This window comes from Streptococcus sp. 21.1, assembly GCF_016648635.1.
Lineage (GTDB): Bacteria > Bacillota > Bacilli > Lactobacillales > Streptococcaceae > Streptococcus.
Genome location: NZ_JACLQL010000004.1, coordinates 25,862 through 50,244, shown reverse-complemented (window position 1 = coordinate 50,244; position 24,383 = coordinate 25,862). Strand labels below are relative to the sequence as shown.

The 24,383-nt window shown below is 40.4% G+C and carries 35 protein-coding genes and 1 other RNA gene; 26 read left to right on the top strand and 10 right to left on the bottom strand.

Translation table 11 applies throughout. From position 1 onward, the window contains the following. The first annotated feature begins 2 nt into the window (after window positions 1-2). The 11 genes from comGC to H7U01_RS04160 all read left to right on the top strand — a co-directional run bounded on the left by comGC (window position 3) and on the right by H7U01_RS04160 (window position 6,341). Window positions 3-317: a competence type IV pilus major pilin ComGC gene (gene comGC, locus H7U01_RS04210; RefSeq protein ID WP_037611125.1), complete on the top strand. Its 315-nt coding sequence runs from the start codon at window positions 3-5 to the stop codon at window positions 315-317. Further along, entirely contained in the window at window positions 277-705 is a 429-nt protein-coding gene (comGD, locus tag H7U01_RS04205; RefSeq protein ID WP_260312930.1) for a competence type IV pilus minor pilin ComGD, read from the top strand. Before comGC ends, comGD begins: the two co-directional genes overlap by 41 nt. 31 nt (window positions 706-736) lie before the next feature. After that, entirely contained in the window at window positions 737-967 is a 231-nt protein-coding gene (gene comGE / locus H7U01_RS04200; RefSeq protein ID WP_014635119.1) for a competence type IV pilus minor pilin ComGE, read from the top strand. Then, window positions 954-1,391 carry a competence type IV pilus minor pilin ComGF gene (gene comGF, locus H7U01_RS04195; protein WP_002887014.1) on the top strand — a complete coding sequence of 146 codons (438 nt, stop codon included), beginning with the start codon at window positions 954-956 and terminating at the stop codon, window positions 1,389-1,391. The genes comGE and comGF overlap by 14 nt, the downstream gene beginning before the upstream one ends. Further along, window positions 1,369-1,686: a competence type IV pilus minor pilin ComGG gene (gene comGG / locus H7U01_RS04190; RefSeq protein ID WP_021144683.1), complete on the top strand. Its 318-nt coding sequence runs from the start codon at window positions 1,369-1,371 to the stop codon at window positions 1,684-1,686. Before comGF ends, comGG begins: the two co-directional genes overlap by 23 nt. A gap of 44 nt (window positions 1,687-1,730) precedes the next feature. Then, window positions 1,731-2,687 carry a class I SAM-dependent methyltransferase gene (locus H7U01_RS04185; RefSeq protein WP_002885753.1) on the top strand — a complete coding sequence of 319 codons (957 nt, stop codon included), beginning with the start codon at window positions 1,731-1,733 and terminating at the stop codon, window positions 2,685-2,687. Between the two features lie 56 nt (window positions 2,688-2,743). After that, window positions 2,744-3,937, top strand: coding sequence for an acetate kinase (locus tag H7U01_RS04180; RefSeq protein ID WP_002892033.1), 1,194 nt, complete (start codon window positions 2,744-2,746; stop codon window positions 3,935-3,937). 246 nt (window positions 3,938-4,183) lie between these two features. Beyond that, on the top strand, window positions 4,184-4,381 hold the full coding sequence (locus H7U01_RS04175; protein WP_037598528.1) for a helix-turn-helix transcriptional regulator: 198 nt from the start codon (window positions 4,184-4,186) through the stop codon (window positions 4,379-4,381). An 11-nt stretch (window positions 4,382-4,392) separates the two neighbouring features. After that, on the top strand, window positions 4,393-5,049 hold the full coding sequence (locus tag H7U01_RS04170) for a CPBP family intramembrane glutamic endopeptidase (protein WP_002892031.1): 657 nt from the start codon (window positions 4,393-4,395) through the stop codon (window positions 5,047-5,049). A 73-nt stretch (window positions 5,050-5,122) separates the two neighbouring features. Then, entirely contained in the window at window positions 5,123-5,566 is a 444-nt protein-coding gene (locus H7U01_RS04165; protein ID WP_002892029.1) for a hypothetical protein, read from the top strand. A 112-nt stretch (window positions 5,567-5,678) separates the two neighbouring features. After that, a complete protein-coding gene (locus tag H7U01_RS04160; RefSeq protein WP_037598525.1) occupies window positions 5,679-6,341 on the top strand; it encodes a CPBP family intramembrane glutamic endopeptidase in 663 nt (220 codons plus the stop codon). A gap of 26 nt (window positions 6,342-6,367) precedes the next feature. Here the strand turns inward: H7U01_RS04160 and proC are convergent, their stop codons facing one another. Continuing rightward, window positions 6,368-7,138, bottom strand: a complete 771-nt coding sequence (gene proC, locus H7U01_RS04155; protein ID WP_002892025.1) for a pyrroline-5-carboxylate reductase — start codon at window positions 7,136-7,138, stop codon at window positions 6,368-6,370. Window positions 7,139-7,153: 15 nt separating this feature from the next. Further along, window positions 7,154-8,221 carry a glutamyl aminopeptidase gene (gene pepA / locus H7U01_RS04150; protein ID WP_155222518.1) on the bottom strand — a complete coding sequence of 356 codons (1,068 nt, stop codon included), beginning with the start codon at window positions 8,219-8,221 and terminating at the stop codon, window positions 7,154-7,156. Between the two features lie 99 nt (window positions 8,222-8,320). Between pepA and H7U01_RS04145 the strand changes: the two genes are divergently transcribed. The 8 genes from H7U01_RS04145 to tadA all read left to right on the top strand — a co-directional run bounded on the left by H7U01_RS04145 (window position 8,321) and on the right by tadA (window position 13,419). Then, entirely contained in the window at window positions 8,321-8,605 is a 285-nt protein-coding gene (locus H7U01_RS04145) for a DUF4651 domain-containing protein (RefSeq protein ID WP_155222517.1), read from the top strand. Continuing rightward, complete coding sequence (locus H7U01_RS04140; RefSeq protein WP_155222516.1) at window positions 8,602-8,916, top strand: thioredoxin family protein; 315 nt, start codon at window positions 8,602-8,604, stop codon at window positions 8,914-8,916. The genes H7U01_RS04145 and H7U01_RS04140 overlap by 4 nt, the downstream gene beginning before the upstream one ends. A gap of 3 nt (window positions 8,917-8,919) precedes the next feature. Further along, window positions 8,920-9,444 (top strand): hypothetical protein, encoded by a 525-nt coding sequence (locus H7U01_RS04135; protein ID WP_201041166.1) that lies wholly within the window; start codon window positions 8,920-8,922, stop codon window positions 9,442-9,444. 31 nt (window positions 9,445-9,475) lie between these two features. Beyond that, window positions 9,476-10,099 (top strand): YtpR family tRNA-binding protein, encoded by a 624-nt coding sequence (gene ytpR / locus H7U01_RS04130; RefSeq protein WP_013991252.1) that lies wholly within the window; start codon window positions 9,476-9,478, stop codon window positions 10,097-10,099. Window positions 10,100-10,236: 137 nt separating this feature from the next. After that, complete coding sequence (locus H7U01_RS04125) at window positions 10,237-11,268, top strand: YeeE/YedE family protein (protein ID WP_021144677.1); 1,032 nt, start codon at window positions 10,237-10,239, stop codon at window positions 11,266-11,268. A gap of 14 nt (window positions 11,269-11,282) precedes the next feature. Continuing rightward, window positions 11,283-11,510 (top strand): sulfurtransferase TusA family protein, encoded by a 228-nt coding sequence (locus H7U01_RS04120; RefSeq protein ID WP_003095911.1) that lies wholly within the window; start codon window positions 11,283-11,285, stop codon window positions 11,508-11,510. A 228-nt stretch (window positions 11,511-11,738) separates the two neighbouring features. After that, window positions 11,739-12,131, top strand: a complete 393-nt coding sequence (locus tag H7U01_RS04115; RefSeq protein WP_037601494.1) for a single-stranded DNA-binding protein — start codon at window positions 11,739-11,741, stop codon at window positions 12,129-12,131. Between the two features lie 769 nt (window positions 12,132-12,900). Then, a complete protein-coding gene (gene tadA / locus H7U01_RS04110; RefSeq protein ID WP_014635105.1) occupies window positions 12,901-13,419 on the top strand; it encodes a tRNA adenosine(34) deaminase TadA in 519 nt (172 codons plus the stop codon). An 86-nt stretch (window positions 13,420-13,505) separates the two neighbouring features. On the opposite strand, the gene H7U01_RS04105 is transcribed toward tadA, so the two are convergent. Genes H7U01_RS04105 through H7U01_RS04095 form a run of 3 tightly spaced genes read right to left on the bottom strand, consistent with a single transcriptional unit; the run spans window position 13,506 to window position 14,150 of the window. Next, window positions 13,506-13,757: a hypothetical protein gene (locus H7U01_RS04105; protein ID WP_014635104.1), complete on the bottom strand. Its 252-nt coding sequence runs from the start codon at window positions 13,755-13,757 to the stop codon at window positions 13,506-13,508. Window positions 13,758-13,804: 47 nt separating this feature from the next. Beyond that, complete coding sequence (locus H7U01_RS04100) at window positions 13,805-13,972, bottom strand: class IIb bacteriocin, lactobin A/cerein 7B family (RefSeq protein WP_002885883.1); 168 nt, start codon at window positions 13,970-13,972, stop codon at window positions 13,805-13,807. A gap of 19 nt (window positions 13,973-13,991) precedes the next feature. After that, window positions 13,992-14,150, bottom strand: a complete 159-nt coding sequence (locus H7U01_RS04095; protein WP_073950634.1) for a class IIb bacteriocin, lactobin A/cerein 7B family — start codon at window positions 14,148-14,150, stop codon at window positions 13,992-13,994. Between the two features lie 321 nt (window positions 14,151-14,471). Between H7U01_RS04095 and ffs the strand changes: the two genes are divergently transcribed. The 7 genes from ffs (at window position 14,472) to H7U01_RS04060 (ending at window position 19,531) form a co-directional block, all read left to right on the top strand. Beyond that, an RNA gene (gene ffs / locus H7U01_RS04090) (signal recognition particle sRNA small type) lies at window positions 14,472-14,557 on the top strand. Between the two features lie 14 nt (window positions 14,558-14,571). Then, window positions 14,572-15,411 (top strand): methyltransferase domain-containing protein, encoded by an 840-nt coding sequence (locus tag H7U01_RS04085; protein ID WP_073950632.1) that lies wholly within the window; start codon window positions 14,572-14,574, stop codon window positions 15,409-15,411. 113 nt (window positions 15,412-15,524) lie between these two features. Continuing rightward, window positions 15,525-16,277, top strand: coding sequence for an HAD family hydrolase (locus H7U01_RS04080; RefSeq protein WP_073950630.1), 753 nt, complete (start codon window positions 15,525-15,527; stop codon window positions 16,275-16,277). Between the two features lie 85 nt (window positions 16,278-16,362). Then, window positions 16,363-17,061 carry a 2,3,4,5-tetrahydropyridine-2,6-dicarboxylate N-acetyltransferase gene (gene dapD, locus H7U01_RS04075; RefSeq protein WP_064520931.1) on the top strand — a complete coding sequence of 233 codons (699 nt, stop codon included), beginning with the start codon at window positions 16,363-16,365 and terminating at the stop codon, window positions 17,059-17,061. Window positions 17,062-17,136: 75 nt separating this feature from the next. After that, window positions 17,137-18,270, top strand: a complete 1,134-nt coding sequence (locus tag H7U01_RS04070; RefSeq protein WP_073950628.1) for an N-acetyldiaminopimelate deacetylase — start codon at window positions 17,137-17,139, stop codon at window positions 18,268-18,270. A gap of 68 nt (window positions 18,271-18,338) precedes the next feature. Beyond that, window positions 18,339-18,866 (top strand): 5-formyltetrahydrofolate cyclo-ligase, encoded by a 528-nt coding sequence (locus tag H7U01_RS04065; protein WP_064523472.1) that lies wholly within the window; start codon window positions 18,339-18,341, stop codon window positions 18,864-18,866. Beyond that, window positions 18,857-19,531 (top strand): rhomboid family intramembrane serine protease, encoded by a 675-nt coding sequence (locus H7U01_RS04060; RefSeq protein WP_073950626.1) that lies wholly within the window; start codon window positions 18,857-18,859, stop codon window positions 19,529-19,531. The genes H7U01_RS04065 and H7U01_RS04060 overlap by 10 nt, the downstream gene beginning before the upstream one ends. Window positions 19,532-19,574: 43 nt before the next feature. Here H7U01_RS04060 and galU read toward each other — a convergent pair whose 3' ends face one another. From galU to H7U01_RS04035, 5 genes are all read right to left on the bottom strand, one after another. Continuing rightward, window positions 19,575-20,489 (bottom strand): UTP--glucose-1-phosphate uridylyltransferase GalU, encoded by a 915-nt coding sequence (galU, locus tag H7U01_RS04055; protein ID WP_002888695.1) that lies wholly within the window; start codon window positions 20,487-20,489, stop codon window positions 19,575-19,577. Window positions 20,490-20,507: 18 nt separating this feature from the next. After that, entirely contained in the window at window positions 20,508-21,530 is a 1,023-nt protein-coding gene (locus H7U01_RS04050; protein ID WP_064525582.1) for an NAD(P)H-dependent glycerol-3-phosphate dehydrogenase, read from the bottom strand. Between the two features lie 118 nt (window positions 21,531-21,648). After that, a complete protein-coding gene (locus H7U01_RS04045; protein ID WP_038676838.1) occupies window positions 21,649-22,209 on the bottom strand; it encodes an MptD family putative ECF transporter S component in 561 nt (186 codons plus the stop codon). An 8-nt stretch (window positions 22,210-22,217) separates the two neighbouring features. After that, entirely contained in the window at window positions 22,218-23,009 is a 792-nt protein-coding gene (locus H7U01_RS04040; RefSeq protein WP_021144672.1) for a formate/nitrite transporter family protein, read from the bottom strand. A 117-nt stretch (window positions 23,010-23,126) separates the two neighbouring features. Continuing rightward, entirely contained in the window at window positions 23,127-24,374 is a 1,248-nt protein-coding gene (locus tag H7U01_RS04035) for an NAD(P)H-dependent oxidoreductase (protein WP_049545211.1), read from the bottom strand. Window positions 24,375-24,383: the final 9 nt, after the last annotated feature.

Below are 24,383 nucleotides of genomic sequence, written 5' to 3'. Positions count from 1 at the left end.
TGTTGAAAAAATTGAATGCCGTTAAATTACGTGCTTTTACGCTGATTGAAATGCTGGTCGTGCTTCTCATTATCAGTATTCTCCTTTTGCTCTTTGTACCTAACTTGAGCAAGCAGAAGGATTCTGTTAAAGAGACTGGAAATGCGGCTGTGGTCAAGGTCGTGGATTCTCAAGCAGAACTTTATGAAATGAAGAATAACAAGACAGCTAGCTTAGCCGCTCTTGTTTCAGAAGGTCAAATCACGCAAAAACAGGCAGATTCATACAATGATTACTATGCGAAACATGGTGGCGAAAGCCGCTCAGTGGCCAATTAGAGCCTTTACCTTGTTGGAGAGTCTGGTGACTCTAGCAGTGGTTGCCTTTCTCACTATGAGTTTATCAGGCTCAGTCACAGGTATTTTTCAGCAGGTTGAGACTAATCTTTTTTATCTGCGCTTTGAGTACCTATACCGAGATAGTCAGCGCTTGGCAGCGGCGGAAGGGTCCAATGTTGAATTGCAGTTGTCCAAGGATAAAATCAGTAACGGAAAATCAAGTCTGGTGATTCCTAAAAATATACATCTGGATAAGGGGCAGACGCTAGTGTTTGATGCCAAAGGAGGCAACTCTAGCCTCACAAAGATTCGTTTTTCAAGTGATAAGGAGGTGGTGACCTATCAGCTTAACATGGGCAGCGGTAAATATAAAAAGACGGTCTCTTAGAGGCTATATTCTTATCGAAAGCTTGGTAGCAATGGCTGTCTTAGTACTCGTCAGTGGTCTTATCTTGGATCAGATCAATACCAATCGTAGGCTAATGGCTAGGAATCTCCACCAACAGGAGGTTTTGAGTGTGGCAACCATGGCAGTTCAGACCAAACAGGATCAGTTGACTTTAAATGGTATCACAGTGACAGTAAAACGTAGCCAGCAAGGTATCGAGGTTTATGAATCAGGAAAGGAGATTATTCATGTCTCTCAATAGTAAGGTTCGCGCCTTTACCCTCTTGGAATGTCTAGTGGCCTTGTTGGTGATTGCTGGTTCAGTTCAAGTTTATCAAGGTCTGACTACAGTATTGGTGAGCAATGTTAAGCAGGTCAAGCAACAAGAAAGCCAAGACTGGCTTCTATTCGTTCAACAAATGGAGGCAGAATTAGAAGGTTGTCAGTTGGTAAAGGTAGAGGGGAACAAACTCTATGTCAAGCAGGATAATCAAGACCTGGCTTTTGGACTTTCAAGTGCTACTGATTTTCGAAAAACAAATGCTGATGGTCGAGGCTATCAACCAATGCTTTTCAATGTAAAAGCTAGTACAATTAGCCAAAATAACCAGATAGTCACCATCCAAGTGACTCTTAAAAATGGGCTACAAAGGAGTTTTGTTTATGCTTTTGAAAAAACAGGTTAGGGGAGGCGTTCTTCTCTACGCTCTTTTTATGGCTGGCATTTTCACACTCCTTCTTCATGTTTATCTGGAGCGGGTGGTTGCTAGCTCTAGACAGAACCAAGCGCAAATGATCTCCAGTCAGAGTCGTCTCATGGCAGAGATGACCATGGACTTGGCGGACAAGGAAGCAGGTGCTTTTAGTTTCTCTCAGGGAACTACGACTTATGAGGTTAAGGACAAACAAGTGATTGTTAGAGTTGCCAGTAAAGGTCAAATCAAGACCTATCGTTATGTGAAGAAGCAGGAGCAGAAATAGAAATTCTCTTTCCTTTTTGATATGATAGAAGGACGGAGGAAACCATGAATTTTGAAGCAATTGAGACAGCCTTTGAGCTGTTGTTAGAAAATGTCCAAACCATTGAAAATGATCTTGGAACCCATGCTTACGATGCGCTTATTGAGCAAAATTCCTATTATTTGGGGGCTGAGGTAGCTAATGAAGTCATCATCAAAAACAACGAGAAATTACGTGCCCTTGATCTAAGTAAAGAGGAGTGGCGTCGTGCTTTTCAGTTCTTGTTTATTAAACTAGGGCAATTGGAAGCCTTACAAGCCAATCACCAATTTACACCGGATGCTATTGGATTTATCATTCTTTACCTACTTGAAGGTTTGACCAAGGACGACCAATTAGATATTTTGGAGATTGGTTCGGGGACAGGAAACTTGGCTGAAACTCTTCTAAATAATAGTCAGAAAACCCTTAATTATATGGGAATGGAAGTTGACGATCTCCTTATCGATTTGTCAGCTAGCATTGCTGATGTGGTGAATTCAAGTGCAGTTTACATCCAAGAAGATGCTGTTCGACCACACATTCTCAAAGAGAGTGATGTTATTATCAGTGATCTACCTGTTGGTTATTACCCAAATGATGAGATTGCGAGTCGTTTCAAGGTTGCAGCAACCGGTGAACACACCTATGCCCATCACCTTCTCATGGAGCAATCACTCAAGTACCTGAAGAAAGATGGTATTGCTATTCTTTTGGCACCAACTAATCTTTTGACAAGCCCACAAAGTGATTTGCTTAAGAAATGGCTATCAGGATATGCTGATATTATTGCCGTTATCACTCTTCCAGAAGCAGCTTTTGGCAATAAACATAACATGAAGTCTATCTTTGTGCTTAAAAAACAAACTGAAAATGCTCCTGAGACCTTTGTTTATCCACTTAGTGATTTGCAAAACCCAGAGGTCCTCAAAGATTTTACAGAGAATTTCCAAAAATGGAAATCAGATAATTCCATTTTCTAGCAAAACATGTTAGAATAGGACTATATTATTGAAAGCGTTTTACAAAGAGGTGGCTTATGACAAAAACAATAGCAATTAATGCAGGAAGCTCAAGCTTGAAATGGCAACTATATGAGATGCCAGATGAAGTTGTTCTTGCTAAGGGTTTGATTGAACGTATCGGCTTGAAAGATTCTGTTTCAACAGTAAAATTTGATGACCGTTCAGAATCGCAAACTCTAGATATTGCTGACCATGTTCAGGCAGTAAAAATCTTGCTTGATGATTTGATTCGTTTTGATATTATCAAGAGCTATGATGAAATTACAGGTGTTGGTCACCGTGTGGTTGCTGGTGGAGAATATTTCAAAGAATCAAGCTTGGTGGATGAAGATGCCTTGGCTAAGATTGAAGAATTGTCAGCCTTAGCGCCTTTACACAATCCAGGTGCAGCTTCAGGGATTCGTGCCTTTAAGGAGCTCCTCCCAGATATTACAAGTGTTGCTGTTTTTGATACAGCCTTCCATACATCTATGCCGGAAGTGGCCTACCGTTATCCAGTGCCTAATCGTTACTATACAGACTACCAAGTCCGTAAGTATGGAGCACACGGAACTAGCCACCAATATGTTTCTCAAGAAGCAGCTAAGTTGTTAGGTAAGCCAATTGAAGAAACTAAGATTATCACAGCCCATGTGGGAAATGGTGTTTCTATTACTGCCGTTGATGGTGGTAAATCAGTAGACACGTCAATGGGGTTGACACCACTTGGTGGCGTTATGATGGGAACACGTACTGGGGACCTTGACCCTGCGATTATTCCATTTGTTATCGACCGTGAGACTGACATGGCAGATGCTGAGCGTATCCGTCACGTCTTTAATAAGGAATCAGGTCTTCTTGGTATTTCTGAAAAATCAAGTGATATGCGTGATATCATTGCTGGTAAGAATGCTGGCGATGAAAAATGTGCCTTGGCCTATGATCTTTATGTGGATCGTTTGCGTAAATACATCGCTCAATACTTTGGTGTCTTGAACGGAGCGGATGCTATCGTCTTTACAGCGGGTATCGGTGAAAATTCTGCAGAAGTTCGCGCTTCAGTTTTGAATGGTCTCACTTGGTTTGGTATTGAAGTGGATCCTGAAAAGAATGTCTTCGGACATGTTGGCGACATCACAACAGCAGATTCAGCTGTTAAAGTGTTTGTTATTCCAACGGATGAAGAATTGGTGATTGCGCGTGATGTTGAGCGCCTTAAAACTAAATAAGTTATCAAAAATTTGATAAGACCAGAAAAGTTGGCTGAGCAATTGGTCAGCTTTTTTGAGTGCTTTGAAAAAATCATTCAACTATTTCTGTATATGGTCATTAAAAAGCTAAAGAAAATTTCGCAAAAAATGTAAAAAAACTTTACAAAATATGTAAAGCAAACTATACTATAAGTGTAAAGCGAACTTGACAAAAGGGGTAGGAGTCGAAATAGTTGAGAAGAAACGATAGAGTTGAGGTATCATATGGAAACAAAGATTCAGGAACTTCGCAAGGCTAATAAGATTAGTCAGGCAGAGTTAGCAGATGAGATGGGAGTCACGAGACAGACCATCATTTCACTCGAAAAAGGACGCTATAATGCGTCGTTGGAACTAGCTTTTAAAATTGCTAGGTATTTTGGAAAGGCTATTGAAGAAGTCTTTATTTTTGAAGAAGATTAAGGAGTAAAGATATGTTTAAACAAGTAATGAAGAAAATTGGTGTTATTTTTTTAGCGCTCACTCTACTAATCTTAGATTTAACACTATCACGTGCTTTCCCGCTACTTACTCAGGATGGTAAGTTTTCACTTGTGGAGCAAATAGGTTACGGTGTTTGGGCATTAGGGAGTTTGGCTATTTTTATCGTGATTGCTTATAGATTTAAACTCTTATCGCTTAAAGAGATTAATTGGAGACGTCTCGTTGCGATTGCTTCTCTAAATCTCGTCATCTTTTTCCTAGGTGATCTTCTAGGGTATTTTGTTGGTCAGTTAACACACAATGCGGCTATGGAACATCAAGATACTTTAAAAAAGATATTTATTCACGTACCAACCTATCTTCAGTTTGCAGTAGTAGGTTTTATCATTCCTGTTATGGAAGAAATCGTTTTTAGGGGACTCTTAGCCAAGGTGCTCTTTGGAAAATACTTTAAGACAGGTCTTGTTATTTCCAGTCTTTTCTTTATGGCTGGTCACTCAGCATTTACGCCTAAGACAATTGTCATCTATGGTATTGTGTCAGCTGGTTATGCGGTAACATATTATAAGACTAAGCATATCGAGTACAGTATGGGTGTCCATATCTTAAACAACAGTATAAGTGTACTACTCAGCCTTTTTGTTTAAGGTGAATGTTTAAAGTTATCATTGAAAAAGTTTATATCGCTCTTTTAAAGGATAATGAAGGGAGTGTCAAGATATGTTATTAAAAACATTAGGAAAGAAAAAAACAGAATCAGAGTATAAAAAACACATAGCCCGAGTAGCATGTTCTTTCCTTTCTTTGGCTATTTTGGGATTATTTATTGTTCGCTCTAATAGTCTTAGTGATTATACTCTAGGATTAGTAGTGGGGGTTACCATTGGGAGTTATGCCCTGTCGATTTATTATTTTGCAGCGTTTAGGAATTCGAAACGTCTTCATCAGATGTATATTGCTACCTATGATGAGCGAAATAAACAGATTTTGCAAGCGACAGCAGTTGCAACTCTGATTTTAGAGTTTTTGCTTGTCTTTGCTTTGATTGCTCTATATGCCTTTGTCAATATTCAGTTGCCATATGTTACAGTCTTATCAGTCTTGCTCTATGGCTTAGTATTGGGATTTTCTCTTATTCGTCTCATCCTATCTAAAATAAGATAAGAGCCTATATTATCTTGAAAAATTCACCTCTCGTTCTCTTTTTGTCTTGTCAAATAAGTTTTGTTGTATTATAATAAAGATACAAATAAATGATGAAAAGAGGTGGCTTCTCATGAACAAAGGGTCAATTCTTAAACGCTTTCTCTATTTGTTACTAGCTTTCTTAATACTAATTATTATTCAAGGTCCAACCATCTATTTAGGTGTCAAAGATATAAGGCTGGTCTGTCTCTTAATTTTTGTCTTGCTTCTTATGAGCGCAGGAGCTCTTTTCTTGGGAAAACGCTTGGGTCTTCTTGAGGGCTTCAAGACACTTTCTTCCCTAAAGGCCTGGGGGATGATTGGCTTGACCTACCTAGGTATTTACATTGTTACTAGGATTGGTGCAATGGTCATGATGATGGAAGGTGTCAGTAACAGCACCAATCAGGCAACCATAGAAAACATCCATATGAATCCCTTTGTTCTCATAACGTTGACAGTAATTATGGCACCGATTGTGGAAGAGTTGGTTTTTCGAGGGATCCTCATGGGACGTGTCTTTAATCCAGATTCTATTGTTGGCTTGATTTTGAGTAGCTTACTCTTTGGCCTTGCTCATATGCCTAATAGCATCGGTGTTTGGATTGTATATGCAGGTATGGGGTTTGTCCTTGGGATAGCATATCGTAAGTGTCAAAAGTTAGAGTACTGTATCATGGCTCATATGATTAACAATAGTATTGCGGTTTCAATGATGTTACTCCTACAATTGTTAGCACCATATATCAAATAAAGCTCGGAAGATTCCGAGCTTTTTTCTTATAGTTTTTTAGCTTTAGCAATGGTTGTATCAATACTTGAAACCACACTATGGGTGAGACCTGTACGCTCAAGGTCCATGAGACCGGCGATAGTGGTTCCACCAGGGCTACACACCTTGTCAATAAGATTATGTGGACTGTCGCTACCAAGACTGAGATTTTCAGCAGTAGCTAGAACTGTCTGTGTGGCAATGGTCAGAGCAACTTGCTTACTTAGGCCATTTTTGACGCCAGCCTTGGCTAGAGCCTCTATAAAGAGGGCGATGTAGGCCGGACTAGAGCCAGCTAGAGCAGTAAAGGTATCAAAGTCCTTCTCAGCCAATTCAACAGTAGTTCCAAAACTATCTGTGATTTCCTTGGCAACTGCCAAAAGGTCCTCAGATACTTTATCGTTGGTGCAAAGACCAGTAGTGCTCTTGAGAATCTGAGCGTTAAGGTTAGGCATGATACGAATGAGAGGAAGGTCTGGACTGGTGAGTGAAGCGAGGCGTTCCAAGGTTACTCCAGCAGCCATACTCATGATAGGTTGATGGAAATTGAGGCCAGTTAGTACCTTATCAAACATTTGAGGTTTGATACCGAGGATGACCAGGTCAGCATTATCCAACAATTCTTGATGGGAAGCAGCAGCCTCAACCTCTAGTTCCTCTGCAATTTGGCGTGAACGAGCTAAGGAAGACCCTGAAATAATGATACGATGTGAGCTTGTATTTAGGCCGTTGATAATGGCTGTCGCCATCTTTCCAACGCCAATAAAACCAATAATCATGGGTTACTCCTTGTCTTAGTAGTTTTTAATCAAATCTACTGTTGAACGATCCAACTTCTTAACAATCGCTTGTAAGAAGGCTTGTGCCTCTAGGAAGTCATCCATCGCATAAAGGGTTTGGTGCGAGTGAATGTAACGGGCACAAACACCGATAGTTGTTGATGGGACACCAGCATTTTGCAAGTGAGCGGCACCAGCATCTGTTCCGCCCGCAGCACAGTAGTATTGGTATTTGATACCAGCTTCTTCAGCTGTAGTTAAAAGGAAATCTTTCATATTTGGCAACATGATGTGACCTGGGTCGAAGAAACGAATAAGGGTACCATCACCTACCTTACCTTGATTACCATAGATATCACCTGCAGGAGAACAGTCCACGGCAAAGAAAACTTCAGGATCAAATTTAGTGGTAGAAACATGGGCACCACGTAAACCAACTTCTTCTTGAACGTTGGCACCAGCAATTAGAGTATTATTGAGTTCTTGATCTTTAACGTTTTCCAAGAGTTCACGAATCATGAGAACACCATAACGGTTGTCCCAAGCTTTAGAAATCACATTTTTTTGATTGGCTGTGAGAATCGTTTCTGATTCAGGAATGATGACATCGCCTGGGAAAACGCCGTAGGCATTAGCCTCTTCTTGGTTGGCAAAACCAGCATCAAAGACAATATCAGAAACACTAGGAAGACTTGAAGCTCCGCTGCTGGCACGTAAGAAATGAGGTGGCACCGAACCTGAGATGACAGGATAGATACGGCCATCACGAGTGTGTAGGGTGAAGCGTTGTGAGCTGACAACCAGTGGGTTCCAACCGCCAAGTTCGACGACACGGAAAGTCCCGTCTGCCTTGATTTCCTTAATCATAAACCCAACTTCGTCCATGTGGGCAGCCACGAGCACCTTAGGGGCATTTTCCGCCTGGCTATGTTTGATACCGAAAATACCACCGAGACCATCTGTTTGGACCTCATCTACGAGTGGTGTAATATTTTGGCGAAGGTAGTCGCGTACTGGCGCTTCAAATCCTGAAGTGGCACTGAGTTCAGTTACTTCTTTAATCTTGTCAAATAGGGTAGTCATAAAATCCTCCTTGAGTAGTACTTGCTACTATTTTAGCACGATTCTTAAGAGATAGGTAGCCTCTCCCCATTCATCTAAAATTATGGTAAAATGTTTCTTATGAAACGTAAAACATTGGCCTTGTTTGCTGGAGGCGTAGGAGCTTTAGGTCTCTTGGCAATGGCAGAGAAGTATAGACAGTTACGTGCAGAAATGAAGAAGGCTGCATTAATCCAAGATATTAGACAAGAATTATCACACCTAGGGACTATCGCAGTCCTCTATACGAATCCCACTGATAAGGAAAATTCAGGGCTTACAGGAGGTATCGTCTTAGAGGATGGACGTGCCTATAGCTTTGTTTATGCAGAGGATATCTTGACCTATGAGGAGGAGCAGGCATGATTATTCCTAAGAATCTTGAAGAACTGGCAAGCTATGTCGATAGTGATCAAAAGGTGGTTTTCTTTTTCACTGCCGACTGGTGTCCAGACTGCCAGTTCATCTATCCCGTTATGCCTGAAATCGAAGCCCTCCATCCAGATATGACCTTTGTGCGTGTTAATCGTGATGATTATATGGCTTTGGCACAAACTTGGAATATTTTTGGTATCCCAAGCTTTGTTGTGACTAAGAAAGGTCAGGAATTGGGGCGCTTGGTCAGTAAAGCTCGTAAAACCAAAGAAGAAATCAATGCCTTTTTGTCGGAGATTTAAAAGATGAAAATCAATCACTTTCCTAATATCTCTCTTGATATTTCAGAAACCAAAGAAAAGTATCTGACAGAAAAAAATGAGAAAATCATCGAAGAATTATGCCAAGTTTTAGTAGAGCATTCCAAAATTGAAAGTGATATCTTCCTAAAACACCAAGAAATAAACACCTACAAAAAGGAAAATAATCTTCCTACACATCAAACTATTCCTGGAGAAATGGAGTTATTTGATGAATTTAAAGAGAAGTTGACTCCTTTAGCTCAAAAACACTTGACTGATAACTGTTATAAAAGAGGTTTTTCAGCTTCTTTTGGTTCTCCAGGCACCTATGATTTTGTGTTAGAGCCCTGTCGAGCTAAGTTTATTATGAAGAGTAAGGCTAAGATGTTTCTCGAATTTTCTTATGGGAATGACTTTTGGTACCATAAACAATTTATCATAAAATTAACAGAGAGTGACTGGAAAATTGACAAGATTAGTTATCGCTATGGTAGTAATGACGATTCTTGGCATGTCAGTCGATTTTAAAATCTATAAAAGAACTATTGAAGGAGAACCCATGATTTTTGCATACAATAAGGAACAAGTTGGCGACGTTTTGTTGGTTATCTTGGAAGATACTAAGGACATCAAACGTAGCGTAGAACGTAAAGGTAAGGTGGCGCGTGTCACAGCTGATGAAACAGGCAAGACTCTTGCTTGGAATATTTTTGAAGCATCAAGCCTCATTGATATCGAAGGTAACGGTCAAGTTTTCTTGTCAGACCAAGATGTAGCTGTTTTGAACGAGGAATTGGCTAAAGAGGGCTTTGAAGAGCGTTTGGAAAACACACAAGGACCAGTCTTTGTGGTTGGACAAATTGATGAAATGGTTGCACATCCAGACAGTGACCACCTTAACATCTGCCAAGTGAACATTGGTGATAAGAAGGTCCAAATCGTTGCAGGAGCACCAAACGCAGCGCTTGGGCTTAAAACTATCGTAGCCCTTCCTGGTGCTATGATGCCTAGCGGTGCCCTTATCTTCCCAGGAAAACTTCGTGGTGAAGAAAGTTATGGTATGATGTGTGCCCCACGTGAGTTGGCACTTCCAAATGCCCCACAAAAACGTGGTATTATTGAACTTGATGATTCAGCAGTAGTCGGAGAGGCTTTTGATCCAGCTAAACACTGGAAAGGGTAAATAGGACAAGAAGCGGTAAGAAAGCCGCTTTTTTGTTTGTCATAAAGAAAGTTTATGGCTAATCATAAAAAAGAAAGATTATGCAAGTTATAATATTTTTCTTAAAATGTAATCAATATTTACTTTAGGAGGTACTTATGCTTACAACTATTCTTTCTGGTGGGCTCATTGGTCTGATATTTGGATTCATTTTGCAACGAACTCGTTTCTGCTTGACTGGTGGTTTCCGAGATATGTATATTGCACGTAATAATACATTATTTTACGCTTTTCTTATTGCAATCACAGTAGAAAGTATAGGAGTACTTTCCCTGATTCAATTAGGTATTATTGGAAACCCTTATGAAGAATTTTCCGTGTTAGGAGCAATTGTGGGTTCCTATCTATTTGGTATTGGAATTGTTCTCGCTGGGGGATGTGCCACAGGAACGTGGTATCGTGCCGGTGAAGGTCTCCTAGGTAGTTGGGTTGCACTATTCTTTTATATGACAAGTGCAGCGGCTATGAAATCAGGATTTCTTGTTCCTTTGAATCAATTAATAGCTAAGCGATGGGTAATTAATGATGATTTAGCTGGTCAATTAGGAATTCCGGTTTGGTATCTTCTTGTTTTCTTAGTAGCTATAACAAGTTTCATTGTCATTCGAGAGTTACGTAAGCCCAGACGTCAGATTGCTACACTTCCATCAAAATATAAGGGAGTGAGACACTATCTTTTTGAGAAAACTTACCATAAATATTTTGCAGGATTTCTAATAGGTCTTGTTGCTTTAATTGCTTGGCCTGCTAGTCAGTTGACAGGTCGTGTTGGAGGGTTAGGGATTACAACTCCCTCAGCACATCTAATTAGTTATATTATTACAGGTGATAGTAAACAGCTTGGTTGGGGTGTTTTTCTTGTATTGGGGATTTTTCTTGGTTCCTTTCTTGCTGCAAAGGGTTCTCGAGAGTTTCGTTGGCGCTTGCCAGACTTGTCAACCATCGGTAAGAGCACACTAGGGGGTATTTTTATGGGAATCGGTGCTTCATGGGCTGGTGGCTGTACGATTGGTAATGGTTTAACAGCTACAGCAATTTTTTCTAGTAAGGGATGGATTGCTTTACCAGTGACTATTTTAGGTGTTTGGACGGCTTCCTATATTATCTTTGTAAAACCCAACAAAAATTAAGAGGAGAATATCATATGGCTTTGATAAAACTTGAAACGGGTGGATTGGTATGTCCATTCCCATTGATTGATGCGAAGAAAAAAATGGCTGAATTAGCTACAGGTGATGAGCTGTTGATAGCTTTCGATTGTACGCAGGCAACGGAAAGTATACCAAACTGGGCTGCAGATAATGATTATCCTGTGACGCGCTTTGAACAAGTCGGTCCTGCTTCATGGGAAATTGTGGTTCAAAAACGTTGAGTTAGTTAAACGAGTAGAGAAAATTTATCATTCAACTGCTGTCATGAAAATATCTGAGAGAGCAGTATTACTAGAAAAGTAATAGTCTCCTATTTACTAGGGATATTAGGATAATTTGGTTATGTAGATTGGAGTATTAGTAAGGATACTCTCAAAGGAATCTGTAAAGCTATTTAAAATAATCTATTTTTTACTTCCGCTTACGAATAGATAGGTGGAGGTAAAAAAATGTATAACAAAGTTATTTTAATTGGACGTTTGACAGCGACTCCTGAAATGGTAAAAACTGCTAGTGATAGGTCTTTTACACGTGTTACAGTTGCGGTTAATCGTCGCTATAAGACGCAAAATGGTGAGCGTGAGGCTGACTTTATTACAGTGGTTGTCTGGGGGCGTTTGGCTGAGACCTTAGTATCTTATGCTAGCAAGGGGAGTTTAATTTCTCTTGATGGGGAGCTTCGTACCCGTAAGTACGATAAGGATGGTCAAACCCATTACGTTACTGAAGTGCTTTGTTCCTCTTTCCAACTTCTGGAGAGTCGTGCTCAGCGTGCTGTTAGGGAAAATAATCCTGATAATGACTTGGCTGACCTCGTCTTGGAAGAAGAACTTCCCTTCTAGTTTATCCTTTGACTAGCTATCTAGGTCTCCTATCTTTGAAGCAACCTCTCTAAAAAATCATTATCTTGTTCCATACCTTGTTTTAAAGAATTGTTGGAGATAAAATATTAAACACTTGTTAGACTAATAAACAGTAAAATTAGATAAGACTTAGGATGATAGGTGTTTAATAGTGTAGATAGACTAGAAAAAATAGTTTATGAAGCTCTAAAAGGTTGATATATCAACCTTTTAAATGTTAAGCAAAATATTCAAAAGAATGCATACAATTAACAGTTGTTTCTAATGTATATCATTGTTTTATTACCGATTTTTAAATTAAATGATAGAGGTTTCATGATAAACTATAGGTGGGTAAGGAAAAAGCTATAAAAGTTACTTTTATAGTAGGCATTATTTGTTTGGAAGGAAAGTGTGAAATATCACAACTATAACGCTATCCTTGCAATTGTTTGAGACAGTTGCATTTTTGTTTATCGTTGTGAGGCCTTAGGCCTATATAATGATTTCACAGACAATTGACTATGACACTCCGACTGACATATGAATTAGGATGTTAAGCGGTCGTTGACTTTTCGTCTAGCCTTGGGGGAACACATTGGTGTGATTCCTAAGACTCACCAGACTAATGTGTTTGAAGCTAGGATGATTCGTCTTAGCTTTTTTTGTGTCCTTTAAAATGGAGGTCTTCGGTATTTCTTTTCTTATGCTATAATAGAAGGACTAAGTGAGATATTGTCTCGCAAATCTTGGAACGGGAGTGACACTAATGCTTGACTTTACCCAAGAAGAGAAAGACTTTTTTATGTCTGAAGCTCTTAAGGAGGCCGAAAAATCTCTAGATAAAGCAGAGATTCCAATTGGCTGTGTCATCGTTAAAGATGGCGAAGTCATAGGTCGTGGGCACAATGCACGTGAGGAGCTCAATCAAGCTATCATGCATGCGGAGGTCATGGCTATTCAGGAGGCTAATAGGACTGTGGGCAATTGGCGTTTGTTAGATTGTACCCTCTTTGTAACCATCGAACCCTGTGTCATGTGTAGTGGGGCAATTGGCTTGGCTCGTATTCCTAAAGTTATCTATGGAGCAAGCAATCAAAAGTTTGGTGGTGCGGGTAGCCTTTACGATATCCTAAGAGATGAGCGTCTCAACCATCGCGTAGAAGTAGAGACTGGTGTCATGGAGGAAGAGTGTGCTAAGATTATGCAAGACTTTTTCCGTCAGAGTCGTGAACGTAAAAAAGAAGCCAAACGATTGGCTAAATTGGAAACAAGGCAAGATATGTAAACAAAAGTGCAAGTCCAAAGGGACTTGCACTTTTTAATGGAAGAAGAGTATTTTTGTTTTCCTGAAGGCAGTTTAGGTCACTCTTTCTATGATTTTTTTTCTTTTTCTCTTGTTAAAAGAAAAATAGGCATAAAGAGGATTAGAGTACCAAAAGCGGACTTCAAATTAGTATCGATAATTGGTGTTCCTAATCGTACATGAAAGATAAGGTTGATTAGGAGTATCAAAAGTAGGCTACCGATAATTCCAGCTAAAGCTATTTTTACGAGTAAATAGTTATTCGTTTTAGGTGATTGATTAGCAGTAGTATCATTTGTTTGATTTTTTGTATGTTTCATGAATTATCATCCTCAAAATCTTTGAGATGTCAGCTGAGTTCTGTTAGTTAGTGGGTGAGGTTATAGAAAGACTTACCTGCAGCATAGCTAAGGTCATAAGTCAGTTTTGCAGCAGCAATGCCAACAGAAATAGCGGCCCAAGGAACCACTCCACCTGATACAGCTTCAAGTTCTTGAGTAGTCATGTTTTTACGATTGTTAATGGTCTTAGTCATTGTTCATATGTCCTTTCTTTTATCGCGCAGAGTCCACGTAGCCATTGTAGGCTCCAAGGCACATCATAGTTCCAATAGGTCCTGAAGCTAGGCAGAGCCCTCCAATGGCAAGGTTAGTCTTCCATCCGCCTCCTGTTACTGAGGCTAGGTCAGCTGCCTTCATTTCTTTATTAATCATTGTCATTCTCCTTTTTTTATTTTTGGTGAGTTTTTAAATCTCATACCCTCTCACCACGAGTTAAGAGATGTGTTAAACATGACTTCTCCTTTCAATAAAGTCAGCCATGTCACTAGCTTTTGGTGCTTTCCTCAAGTTATGGATTTATTATAAGGTGTCGAGAAATAAAAAAGTAGTGACATAAATGTCACCATGGTAAGTCTTATGCTTTATCGAAGTTTAGACTGATCGAAGGAAATAATAGGGACGGATAGGGGATAGGTCTAGCTAGTCTTATCTTAAGTTCTCTACTTGCAATCACTTCGATTTATGGTATAATATTTTTCGGAGCAACATCTGTGCGTGAAGCGGGTCAGGGGAGGAATCCAGCAGCCCTAAGCGATTTCAGGTGTGTGCTCTTTTTTTGTGTCGAGGAGGATTTATGGCCAAATTTAGTGTTTTTAAAGATCAAGAGAGCCTTTTTGCTTGTCCAATCTGTCAGGTGCCAATGCATTTGGATTTGTCTAGCTTGGTTTGTCAGAATAGGCATACCTTTAATATAGCTAAGCAGGGCTTTGTCAATTTTTTAAGACAGACTAAGGGAGATAAGCACTATGATATGGCTTCTTTTGAAAAGAGGAGTCAGATTTTAGCAGCAGGCTATTACGATCCTATCTTGAAGGTGATTTCAGAGCGCTTGCGTGACCTTCCTGGACACTCGCACGTGTTAGATGTTGCCTGTGGTGAAGGCTATTACAGCCGTCAGTTGGCTCAAGAGTTTGACAAGGATTTCATGGCCTTTGACTTGTCTAAGGATTCTATCCTTCTTGCGGCTCGTCAAAATCCTCAGAAAAATGTAGCTTGGTTTGTTGGTGATTTGGCTCAATTGCCCTTACGTGAACACGGTATTGATGTCATTTTAGATATCTTTTCACCAGCTAATTATCAAGAATTTGGAAGACTTTTGTCTGATCATGGCTTGATTTTCAAGGTTATTCCTCACGAAGATCATCTTAAAGAGTTTCGTCAACTGTTACCGGAGACGCAGGCTTATTCTAACCAGGATGTTCTGGAACATTTTCAAGAGTCTTGTGAGCTTTTGGAGCGTGTGACGATTGCTAAGACTTGGTCTATGCCATCAGAGCATGTTCAAACATTTGCTGAGATGACACCTCTTTTCTTCCATACCAATAAGGATACTTTGGACTTGACTTCAGTGACGCAATTAACCGTTGCGGGAGAGCTGCTGATTGGTCGTATTAGAGATGATAAGCAATCCTAACAGTCGTTGGGATTTTTTTGATGGGAAAATATCTCAGTTAGCTTGTTTGGTCTTCCTAAAAGGTGTATGATGGGAGCAATAAGTAAGAAAGTTTCAGTAATGGGTAAAAAGTGATGAAAAATAGAGCCTATAAGAACTACATTTTTGATTTTTATGGTACCTTGGTTGATATCCTAACCGATGAGAAGGATCCTGTGTTATGGGATAAATTAGCCCAACTTTACCAAGCTTATGGGGCGGATTATAAGGGTGAAGGTCTTAAAAAATCTTATGCTAAGCGTGTGGCTCAGGCTCGTAAGGAGTTAATAGAGATTAAAGGAGTTGCTTATCCAGAAGTTGATTTAGTTCACATTTTCAACCAGCTTTATGTAGATGCTCGGCCTCAGTCTAGTAACTCTAATCAGTCGGACGATTGGGGACAATTGATAGCTATGGTCTTTCGCGTCTTATCTCGTAAACATGTGACGGCTTATCCCCATACGAAGGAAGTTCTAGCCTTTCTAAAAGAGCAGGGCTGTCGTCTCTATCTCTTGTCTAATGCTCAAGCAGCCTTTACTAATGCTGAGATTGATTTAATGGAGTTAAGCCCTTACTTTGATGCCATTTACCTGTCTTCGGATGTGGGTATCTGTAAGCCTCAACCTGAATTTTTAAAGCAAGTTTTGGATGATCATGGGTTAAAGCCATCTGAGACTGTCATGGTGGGAAATGACCTGACGACTGATATTGCTGTGGCTGAGGCAGTTGGGATCGATGGTATCTTGCTGAATACCTTCCCTTATTCTCGTCGAGAGTTGGAGAATTCCCCAATCAAACCAGATCGAGTGATTACTGACATAGAGGCTCTAAAGACAAATTTTACATAAAAATACACTCTATTTGGCAAAAGCAAAGACAATTATCAGAATTTTTGGTATAATAATTCCTAACTTTATGTGAATGGAGAATCTCATGACTGCACAAAAAATGTCTGCACAAGAAATTATTGCTTTTATCGGTAATGCTGAAAAGAAAACGAATGTTAAAGTAACTTTTGAAGGGGAATTGGCAACTACTGTTCCAGCTTCTGTCACTAAACTTGGTAACATTCTTTTCGGAGACTGGAAAGATATCGAACCACTTCTTGCGAATTTGACTGAAAACAAGGACTATGTTGTGGAACAAGATGGCCGTAACTCAGCTGTTCCATTGCTTGATAAACGTTACCTTAATGCACGTATCGAACCAGGTGCTATTATCCGAGACCAAGTAACTATCGAAGACAATGCTGTCGTTATGATGGGTGCTGTAATCAATATCGGTGCTGAAATTGGTGCTGGTACTATGATTGATATGGGTGCTATCCTTGGTGGTCGTGCTACTGTTGGTAAAAACAGCCACATCGGTGCGGGTGCAGTCCTTGCTGGTGTGATTGAACCAGCTTCAGCAGACCCAGTTCGTATCGGTGATAACGTTCTTGTTGGTGCTAATGCTGTTGTTATTGAAGGTGTTCAAGTTGGTAACGGTTCAGTCGTTGCTGCTGGAGCTATCGTTACTCAAGATGTTCCTGAAAATGTGGTTGTAGCTGGTGTTCCAGCTCGCATCATCAAGGAAATCGATGAAAAAACACAACAAAAAACAGCACTCGAAGACGCTTTGCGTAACTTGTAACATATTGATAGTAGAGGCCTGTAAGGCCTCTATTTCTAGATTCTCTATAAAATAAGACAATAAAAAGGATAAAACATGACACTTGATTTAATTAAAATCAGACGCGACCTTCACCAAATTCCTGAAATTGGTTTGGAAGAATTTAAAACTCAGGCTTATCTCTTAGAACGTATTGTTGAAATGACTGAAGGTAAGGACTTTGTGGAGCAACGTACTTGGCGTACAGGAATTCTTGTCTATCTTCACGGGCATGCTCCTGAAAAAACCATTGGTTGGCGTACAGATATTGATGGCCTCCCAATCGTAGAGGAAACAGATCTTGACTTCAAGTCTACTCATGAAGGTCGTATGCATGCTTGTGGACACGATATGCACATGACCACAGCACTTGGTCTTTTGGACCAGATGCTTCAAGTACAGCCTAAAAATAACATGCTCTTCCTCTTCCAACCAGCCGAAGAAAATGAAGCTGGTGGTATGCTTATGTATGAAGATGGTGCCTTTGGAGATTGGTTGCCAGATGAGTTCTATGGCCTCCACGTCCGTCCAGATTTCAAGGTAGGTGATATTGCGACTAACACAAGTACCCTTTTTGCTGGGACTTGTGAAGTCCTTGTTACTTTCAAGGGGAAAGGTGGACATGCGGCCTTTCCACATGAGGCAAATGATGCTCTTGTAGCAGCTTCTTACTTTATTACTCAGGTGCAAACGATTGTCAGTCGTAATGTTGACCCTATCCAGGGTGGGGTAGTTACCTTTGGTTCTTTCCATGCAGGAACTACTAATAATGTTATCGCTGAAACTGCAGAGGTTTATGGAACTATTCGTACTCTTACTCAGGAAATGAGTCTCCTTATCCAGAAGCGCGCGCGCCAGATTGCAGAAGGTGTAGCAGCTAGCTTTGGTATGGAAGTGGATATCATGTTAAAACAAGGTGGTTATCTTCCTGTGGAAAATAATCCAGCCTTGGCCAAAGAGTTGATGGCCTTCTTTGATGCTAGCCCAGAAGTTAACCTGATTGATTGTCCACCGGCTATGACTGGAGAGGATTTTGGTTATTTGCTTAGTAAGGTTCCTGGTGTCATGTTCTGGTTGGGAATCGACACACCATATGCACTTCACCATCCTAAGATGAGTCCAAACGAAGATGCCCTCGCTTTTGCAGTGGCTGAAATTGGAAAATTCCTTAAACACATGGCAGAAGCCTAATCAGAGTCGATAAAGCTAAAAAATCTACCAAGTCTGACTTTTGGTAGATTTTTTGATATGATAAACCTATGAAAAATGAACTTAGAAAAACAGTCTTGGCTCAATTAACTTCACAAGAACCTGAGACTAAGGCTAAGATAGATAAACATCTTTTGGAGCAATTGATTGCCTTACCTGCTTATAAAGAGGCTCAGGTGATTGCGACTTATTTGTCTTTTCCTCATGAATATGATACCAGTCTTTTAATCAATCAGGCTTTAAAGGATGGTAAACGACTTTTGATTCCTAAAACATATAAACAAGGTCGAATGATTTTTGTGGATTATGATCCAGATAATCTTGTTGCTACCTCTTTTGGCTTGATGGAACCTGCGTCTGATTTGGCTGTGGAAAAATCAGAGATTGATTTGATTCATGTGCCAGGAGTAGTCTTCAATGCTGAAGGTTACCGTATTGGTTATGGAGCGGGTTATTATGATCGCTATTTGTCTGATTTTGAAGGGGCGACAGTGAGTACAGTTTACCCTTGTCAGAAACATGATTTTCAACCAGACAGCTATGATATTCCTGTTAAGGAGGTCATCACATGCAAGTAAATGAGTGGAAAAAATACCCAGCAACCTATCTATTGTTGGGGCTTACGACGTTGACTTTTATCTGTCAATATCTTTTAAACGGCTTTCAAGCGACCTCGCCTTTGAGCCTTTTTAAGATGGGAGCTATGTACGGTGCGTTTGTTCAGTACAGTCCCTTGAACCTTTGGCGTCTTGTAACACCAATTTTTGTGCATATAGGTGTTGAGCATTTTCTATTTAATATGCTTACTCTTTACTTTATGGGGAAAATGGCTGAGCAGATTTTTGGGACTCCACGTTTTCTAGGACTTTATTTGTTAGCTGGTGTTATGGGAAATGCCTTTACCTTACTTTTTACGCCTAATGTTATTGCAGCTGGTGCTTCGACATCCTTGTTTGGACTTTTTGCGGCTGTTGTGATTCTTGGTTATTACAGTCACAGCCCCTTGCTTAATCAGTTAGGCCGTAATTATTTGGCTTTGATTGTTATTAACTTAATCTTCAACCTTTTTACACCTAGTGTTGGGATTATAGGCCATCTCGGTGGTTTAGTTGGAGGTGCTCTTGCAGCTATCTTTTTGGCCAACAAGGTTGAAAGTCGCTTATTTAGTAGGGGTTGGCGTTCTACAGCTCTTTTAACTTATATTATTCTTTTAGTGACTATTATAGGTTTTACCTATCTTTAGATAATATGAAAAATCCATCGAAAATTTTTCGATGGATTTTATATTAGTCTTTTTGCTCAGGTTTGCCTTCGAGTTTGTGTCCCAAGTCAATAAGATATTTTTTAAGGTCTTCCTTAACTTGAGGGTGTTGGAGGGCGTAGTCAATAGAGGTTTTCATGAAACCAAATTTATCTCCTACATCGTAACGTTTACCTGTAAATTCGCGAGCAAAGACACGTTGCGTTTTATTGAGTTTATCAATAGCATCAGTCAATTGGATCTCATTACCTGCACCTGGTTCTTGTGTTTCCAAAATTCCAAAAATCTCAGGTGTCAGAAGGTAACGCCCGATGATAGCAAGGTCACTTGGGGCATCTTCTGGGTTTGGCTTTTCAACGAAAGTTTCCACGCTATAACGGCCATTGTGACCTTCACCATGAGGGGCGATAACACCGTAAGCTGAAACATCTTCGTGTGGTACAGGCATAACCGCAATAGTAGAAGCGTGTGTTTCCTCATAATCATCAATAAGTTGTTTGGTTAATGGAACAGCATTGTCATCGGTAATATCCATTAGATCGTCACCAAGCATAACAACAAATGGTTCGTTACCGACAAATGCTTTGGCTTGAAGTACAGCATCTCCGAGACCACGTGGGTGACTTTGACGGATAAAATGGAGGTTGATAGCAGTAGTATCATTAACCAATTTTAGCAGGTCTGTCTTACCTTTTTGTTCTAAGTTGTATTCCAACTCAAAGTTTGAGTCAAAATGGTCTTCGATAGATCGTTTTGACTTACCAGTCACGACCAAAATATCTTCGATGCCTGATTTGAGAGCTTCTTCAACGATAAATTGGATAGTTGGTTTATCAACGATTGGTAACATTTCTTTGGCCAAGGCCTTTGTAGCTGGCAAAAAGCGTGTACCAAGTCCTGCAGCAGGGATGACAGCTTTTTTGACTTTTTGATTCTTCATGAGAACTCCTTAGATTATTTATTTTTTATCCCATTCATTTTCAGAGCGCAATTCATTGGACATCATATTGAGAATAGATTCCTTGATGTCAGCACCCTCATAGATGGATTTGTAGATTGCTGTTGTAATTGGCATATAGACATTGAGTTCTTGAGCGATTTCGTAGGCAACCTTAGTAGTTGAAATCCCCTCGATTACCATACCCATGTTACGTTCAATGTTTTCTAGTTTTTCACCACGACCGAGCGCATCCCCGGCACGCCAGTTACGTGAATGGATAGAAGTTCCCGTAACAATAAGGTCACCAACCCCAGATAGACCGCTGTAAGTCAAAGGATCGGCACCGAGTTTCACACCAAGACGAGTAATTTCTGCAAGTCCACGAGTAATAACGGCTGCCTTAGCATTGTCCCCATATCCCATACCGTGGAGGGCACCTGCACCTACCGCGATAATGTTTTTAAGAGCACCAGCTGTTTCAACACCAATCACATCTGAATTGGTGTAGAGGCGGAAGTAGTTATTACTGAAAATGCCTTGGACATAGCGTGCCACTTCAAGATCCTTAGATGCTGCTGTAATCAAAGTGATATCGCGAACGATAGTTTCTTCAGCGTGGCTTGGACCAGATACGACAACAATGTCACTGCGAAGTTCCTCAGGAATCTCTTCTTCAAGGATTGTTGAAAGACGTTCGTGTGTTCCGGGTTCCAATCCTTTTGAAGCATGCATGACAACAACTTTGTGGTCCAAAAGTTCGGCAACTTGTTTAGCAACTAAGCGAGTAACCTTGGTTGGAACAACAAAGAGAACAGCGTCGACACTATCTAGGGCTTCAGACAGTTCCTTGTAGGCTTTAATGTTTTCATCCAAAACCACATCCTTGAAGTAGCGGGTGTTGGTGTGTTTCTCGTTAATTTCATCAATTTGTTCAGGGATGTTTCCCCAAATACGAACCTCGTGTCCGTTGTCGTTGAGTACCTGAGCAAGGGCAGTTCCCCATGAACCAGGGCCCAAGACAGCGATTTTTTGTTTTTTCATCATTAGGTCTCCCTTTAGGTCCTTTCTAACAAAGTAGAAAAAGACTGTATTCTTTCTCATTATAACATAAGAAAAGCATGTTTGTCTTGTACTCTCTGTTAGGAGGGCTGATGGCTATTTATTTTTTCAGCCAATTTTGGGCAATGTAGCCCCCAATGAGAGCAGCCATGAGCGTTCCTCCAATCAGGATTAAGACATGACTGGCTGTAAAGGGAACCATAACTTGATTTACATAATCTTGAGTTTTCCCTTTGGCTAGGAGCTGTGCGATATAAGCTTTGGGCGCAAGCCACATGGTGATAATGGGTGCTAAGTTCCCTAGGGAAAAGATCATATAGGAAAGTAAATTAAGTTTACTATTCTCATAGTTCCCTTTCTTAGCTAGAAAGTCAGCGACAAGGCCAGCCAGAAAGCTAGGAAGAAAGGCTAGAACAAAGTGCCCAGAAGCAAAGAAGAAGAGGGACATAAAGATACCCAGACAGGTAATCGCTCCAAATTGTTTTGTCTTTCTGATAAGCCCCAAGTAGACCCAGCCTGCAAAGATAGCCGCTAAGGCAGGTGTATGATACATATTTTTGACTTTGAAAAAGATTAAATCAATAGCAACTGCAAGGGCTAGGCAAATAAAATACAGTAGAATAGCTAGGCTGGTTTGTTTGATGAATGTCTTTTGACGCATGTGGTCTCCTAATCAATGTGAGGTGTTTTAGTTTTATTGAGCCAAGAGTATGCCAAACCAATGAAAATACCTCCGCCAATCCAGTTACCGAAGAAAACGACTACCCACTGACGTAGAATATTTGCCAAAGTGAAATTATCCACAGCATCACGCACACCGTTGAAACCGAGCAACATGAAAGAAGCAAAGTTAGCAATCAAGTGTTCATTAATCAAAAATACAAACATAAAGATAGCTGATAGCGCAATGAAAATTTTAGCAGATTCTTCTTTGAGGAGCATGTAGCCCAAGATGGCAATATTAACGAACATATTAGCTGTAATACCTTCTGTAAAGTTCATCCAATCTGTTTTTCCAAGCTTGGTTGAGACAGCAGTAACTAAGAAACTCTTGTCAGTCAAATGTTGGAAAGAGAAGGATTGGTTGAAGAACCAGGCCAAGATAAGGGCACCGACAAAATTAAAGAAGGTACAGTAGAGGAGGATGGCACACACCTTGCTCCATTTGATTTTACCATAATAGGCACCACTGGTCAGGAACATCATGTTTGAAGTAGCCAACTCTCCATTGAATATGAGAACGAAGACCAGTCCGATGGCAAAGATAAAGGCGAAGACAAAACGAGAAAGGGCTGGAATACCTGTAGCGATAACATCCGCACCAATAATTCCTACAGCAGTTGACATAGTAAGATAAGCTCCAGCGAGCATAGAGCGCAAGGCATAGCGCCCCAGACTTTCGTCAAAGAGAGCTTCTTTTTTAGCGCAGGCAGCGAATACTTTTTCTTTAAATTGAGACATAGGTTTACCTCTAAAATGTGTGGCATGGAGCATGGGCAAATGCGCAAGCTCGAGTGAAAATAAATCTAAGATGACCATGAAAAAAAGTCAGGACAGTTGTCCCAACTTTTCCAAGTCTTAATATGAGGATGCTCCGGATGTGGCATCTGCGGCTGAAGATGCATCGCCGTGACCACCCGCATCTGATGCACCAGATGTGGCGTCGCTACCGCCATGACTAGCTGCAGCTGGTGCAAAAGGACCGCTTCCTCCGACAAGGCGTTGACCAGTTGTTTCGAGATACCAGTCAAGCCATGGTTTAAAGTTAAAGACGATTTCATTGATTCCTGCATAAGAACCATCATCATAGTACATAGCCTGATAGTTGTGCGTATTGATAACTCCTTCAGGTGACCCTGGAACAATCGTACGAACATATTCTTGGTTACCATTACGAAGTGTACCGATAACCCATTCTACATTTTTCATACGAGCTGGTGGAAGTGAGCCGTGAACAGTTGACATACGGCTACCAGATTGAGGTGGCACACGTTTAGCAAACATAGTGTCAGGATCTTGATGGGCGTTATTGTAGTAGAGGAACTGGTTGTTATCATCGGCATAGGTCAATTCAAATGGCATAGCCTTGAGGAACATGTCAATTTGATTAACCGTCAAAATACCGTGGTCCAATTTCACGTAGGTATCACCAGATACCGCACCAGTGATTTCAGCTACTTTTTCTACCCACTCTGGATCGTCAGGATCAACTTCGGTAACAGTTGTAGCGATTGGGTTGTTACAATCCAAGTCTTCAGGTTCAATTGGTTTTGGTTTTTTCAATTTAGAAACCACTCCTACATATTGGATGAAATTATCTAAGCATTGTTCAAGAAAGTTAATAGTACCTTCGTTAGTAATGTTCCCCTCAAGGTCAAAGGCTTCTTTAGCCTTTCCAAGCAAGAATTCATTACCTGGAAGTGTATAGGCATTGACACCAGGTGCTTCAAGGATTTTACGCAAATGCACTTGGGCACGTGAAGTTCCTTGGTCGTAGTAAGAAGCACCAACAATCATTACAGGCTTGTTTTCAAATGGGTGCACTTCGAATGAGAGCCACTCTAAAACTGACTTAAGTGCTGCAGAGATAGTGTGGTTATGTTCAGGTGTTGCAATGATAACACCGTCAGCGCGTGTAATTTTGTTATTAAGTAAGCGAAGTTGGAAGCTGTCATCCCATTTTTCATCTTGGTTAAACATAGGAACTTCATCAATTTCCAAAACTTCAAGTTCAAATTTTATTTTAAAATGTCTTCTGATAAATTCGAGCAGTTTACGGTTATATGATTGGTCATAATTTGCTCCAACGAGTCCAACAAATTTCATAGTTTCTAT

Excerpts from the sequence above, each read along its gene's own strand:
- comGD (WP_260312930.1), top strand. The coding sequence starts at position 277 with ATGCGAAACATGGTGGCGAAAGCCGCTCAGTGGCCAATTAGAGCCTTT.
- comGE (WP_014635119.1), top strand. The coding sequence starts at position 737 with ATGGCTGTCTTAGTACTCGTCAGTGGTCTTATCTTGGATCAGATCAAT.
- comGF (WP_002887014.1), top strand. The coding sequence starts at position 954 with ATGTCTCTCAATAGTAAGGTTCGCGCCTTTACCCTCTTGGAATGTCTA.
- comGG (WP_021144683.1), top strand. The coding sequence starts at position 1,369 with ATGCTTTTGAAAAAACAGGTTAGGGGAGGCGTTCTTCTCTACGCTCTT.
- H7U01_RS04185 (WP_002885753.1), top strand. The coding sequence starts at position 1,731 with ATGAATTTTGAAGCAATTGAGACAGCCTTTGAGCTGTTGTTAGAAAAT.
- H7U01_RS04180 (WP_002892033.1), top strand. The coding sequence starts at position 2,744 with ATGACAAAAACAATAGCAATTAATGCAGGAAGCTCAAGCTTGAAATGG.
- H7U01_RS04175 (WP_037598528.1), top strand. The coding sequence starts at position 4,184 with ATGGAAACAAAGATTCAGGAACTTCGCAAGGCTAATAAGATTAGTCAG.
- H7U01_RS04170 (WP_002892031.1), top strand. The coding sequence starts at position 4,393 with ATGTTTAAACAAGTAATGAAGAAAATTGGTGTTATTTTTTTAGCGCTC.
- H7U01_RS04165 (WP_002892029.1), top strand. The coding sequence starts at position 5,123 with ATGTTATTAAAAACATTAGGAAAGAAAAAAACAGAATCAGAGTATAAA.
- H7U01_RS04160 (WP_037598525.1), top strand. The coding sequence starts at position 5,679 with ATGAACAAAGGGTCAATTCTTAAACGCTTTCTCTATTTGTTACTAGCT.
- proC (WP_002892025.1), bottom strand. The coding sequence starts at position 7,138 with ATGATTATTGGTTTTATTGGCGTTGGAAAGATGGCGACAGCCATTATC.
- pepA (WP_155222518.1), bottom strand. The coding sequence starts at position 8,221 with ATGACTACCCTATTTGACAAGATTAAAGAAGTAACTGAACTCAGTGCC.
- H7U01_RS04145 (WP_155222517.1), top strand. The coding sequence starts at position 8,321 with ATGAAACGTAAAACATTGGCCTTGTTTGCTGGAGGCGTAGGAGCTTTA.
- H7U01_RS04140 (WP_155222516.1), top strand. The coding sequence starts at position 8,602 with ATGATTATTCCTAAGAATCTTGAAGAACTGGCAAGCTATGTCGATAGT.
- H7U01_RS04135 (WP_201041166.1), top strand. The coding sequence starts at position 8,920 with ATGAAAATCAATCACTTTCCTAATATCTCTCTTGATATTTCAGAAACC.
- ytpR (WP_013991252.1), top strand. The coding sequence starts at position 9,476 with ATGATTTTTGCATACAATAAGGAACAAGTTGGCGACGTTTTGTTGGTT.
- H7U01_RS04125 (WP_021144677.1), top strand. The coding sequence starts at position 10,237 with ATGCTTACAACTATTCTTTCTGGTGGGCTCATTGGTCTGATATTTGGA.
- H7U01_RS04120 (WP_003095911.1), top strand. The coding sequence starts at position 11,283 with ATGGCTTTGATAAAACTTGAAACGGGTGGATTGGTATGTCCATTCCCA.
- H7U01_RS04115 (WP_037601494.1), top strand. The coding sequence starts at position 11,739 with ATGTATAACAAAGTTATTTTAATTGGACGTTTGACAGCGACTCCTGAA.
- tadA (WP_014635105.1), top strand. The coding sequence starts at position 12,901 with ATGCTTGACTTTACCCAAGAAGAGAAAGACTTTTTTATGTCTGAAGCT.
- H7U01_RS04105 (WP_014635104.1), bottom strand. The coding sequence starts at position 13,757 with ATGAAACATACAAAAAATCAAACAAATGATACTACTGCTAATCAATCA.
- H7U01_RS04100 (WP_002885883.1), bottom strand. The coding sequence starts at position 13,972 with ATGACTAAGACCATTAACAATCGTAAAAACATGACTACTCAAGAACTT.
- H7U01_RS04095 (WP_073950634.1), bottom strand. The coding sequence starts at position 14,150 with ATGATTAATAAAGAAATGAAGGCAGCTGACCTAGCCTCAGTAACAGGA.
- H7U01_RS04085 (WP_073950632.1), top strand. The coding sequence starts at position 14,572 with ATGGCCAAATTTAGTGTTTTTAAAGATCAAGAGAGCCTTTTTGCTTGT.
- H7U01_RS04080 (WP_073950630.1), top strand. The coding sequence starts at position 15,525 with ATGAAAAATAGAGCCTATAAGAACTACATTTTTGATTTTTATGGTACC.
- dapD (WP_064520931.1), top strand. The coding sequence starts at position 16,363 with ATGACTGCACAAAAAATGTCTGCACAAGAAATTATTGCTTTTATCGGT.
- H7U01_RS04070 (WP_073950628.1), top strand. The coding sequence starts at position 17,137 with ATGACACTTGATTTAATTAAAATCAGACGCGACCTTCACCAAATTCCT.
- H7U01_RS04065 (WP_064523472.1), top strand. The coding sequence starts at position 18,339 with ATGAAAAATGAACTTAGAAAAACAGTCTTGGCTCAATTAACTTCACAA.
- H7U01_RS04060 (WP_073950626.1), top strand. The coding sequence starts at position 18,857 with ATGCAAGTAAATGAGTGGAAAAAATACCCAGCAACCTATCTATTGTTG.
- galU (WP_002888695.1), bottom strand. The coding sequence starts at position 20,489 with ATGAAGAATCAAAAAGTCAAAAAAGCTGTCATCCCTGCTGCAGGACTT.
- H7U01_RS04050 (WP_064525582.1), bottom strand. The coding sequence starts at position 21,530 with ATGAAAAAACAAAAAATCGCTGTCTTGGGCCCTGGTTCATGGGGAACT.
- H7U01_RS04045 (WP_038676838.1), bottom strand. The coding sequence starts at position 22,209 with ATGCGTCAAAAGACATTCATCAAACAAACCAGCCTAGCTATTCTACTG.
- H7U01_RS04040 (WP_021144672.1), bottom strand. The coding sequence starts at position 23,009 with ATGTCTCAATTTAAAGAAAAAGTATTCGCTGCCTGCGCTAAAAAAGAA.
- H7U01_RS04035 (WP_049545211.1), bottom strand. The coding sequence starts at position 24,374 with ATGAAATTTGTTGGACTCGTTGGAGCAAATTATGACCAATCATATAAC.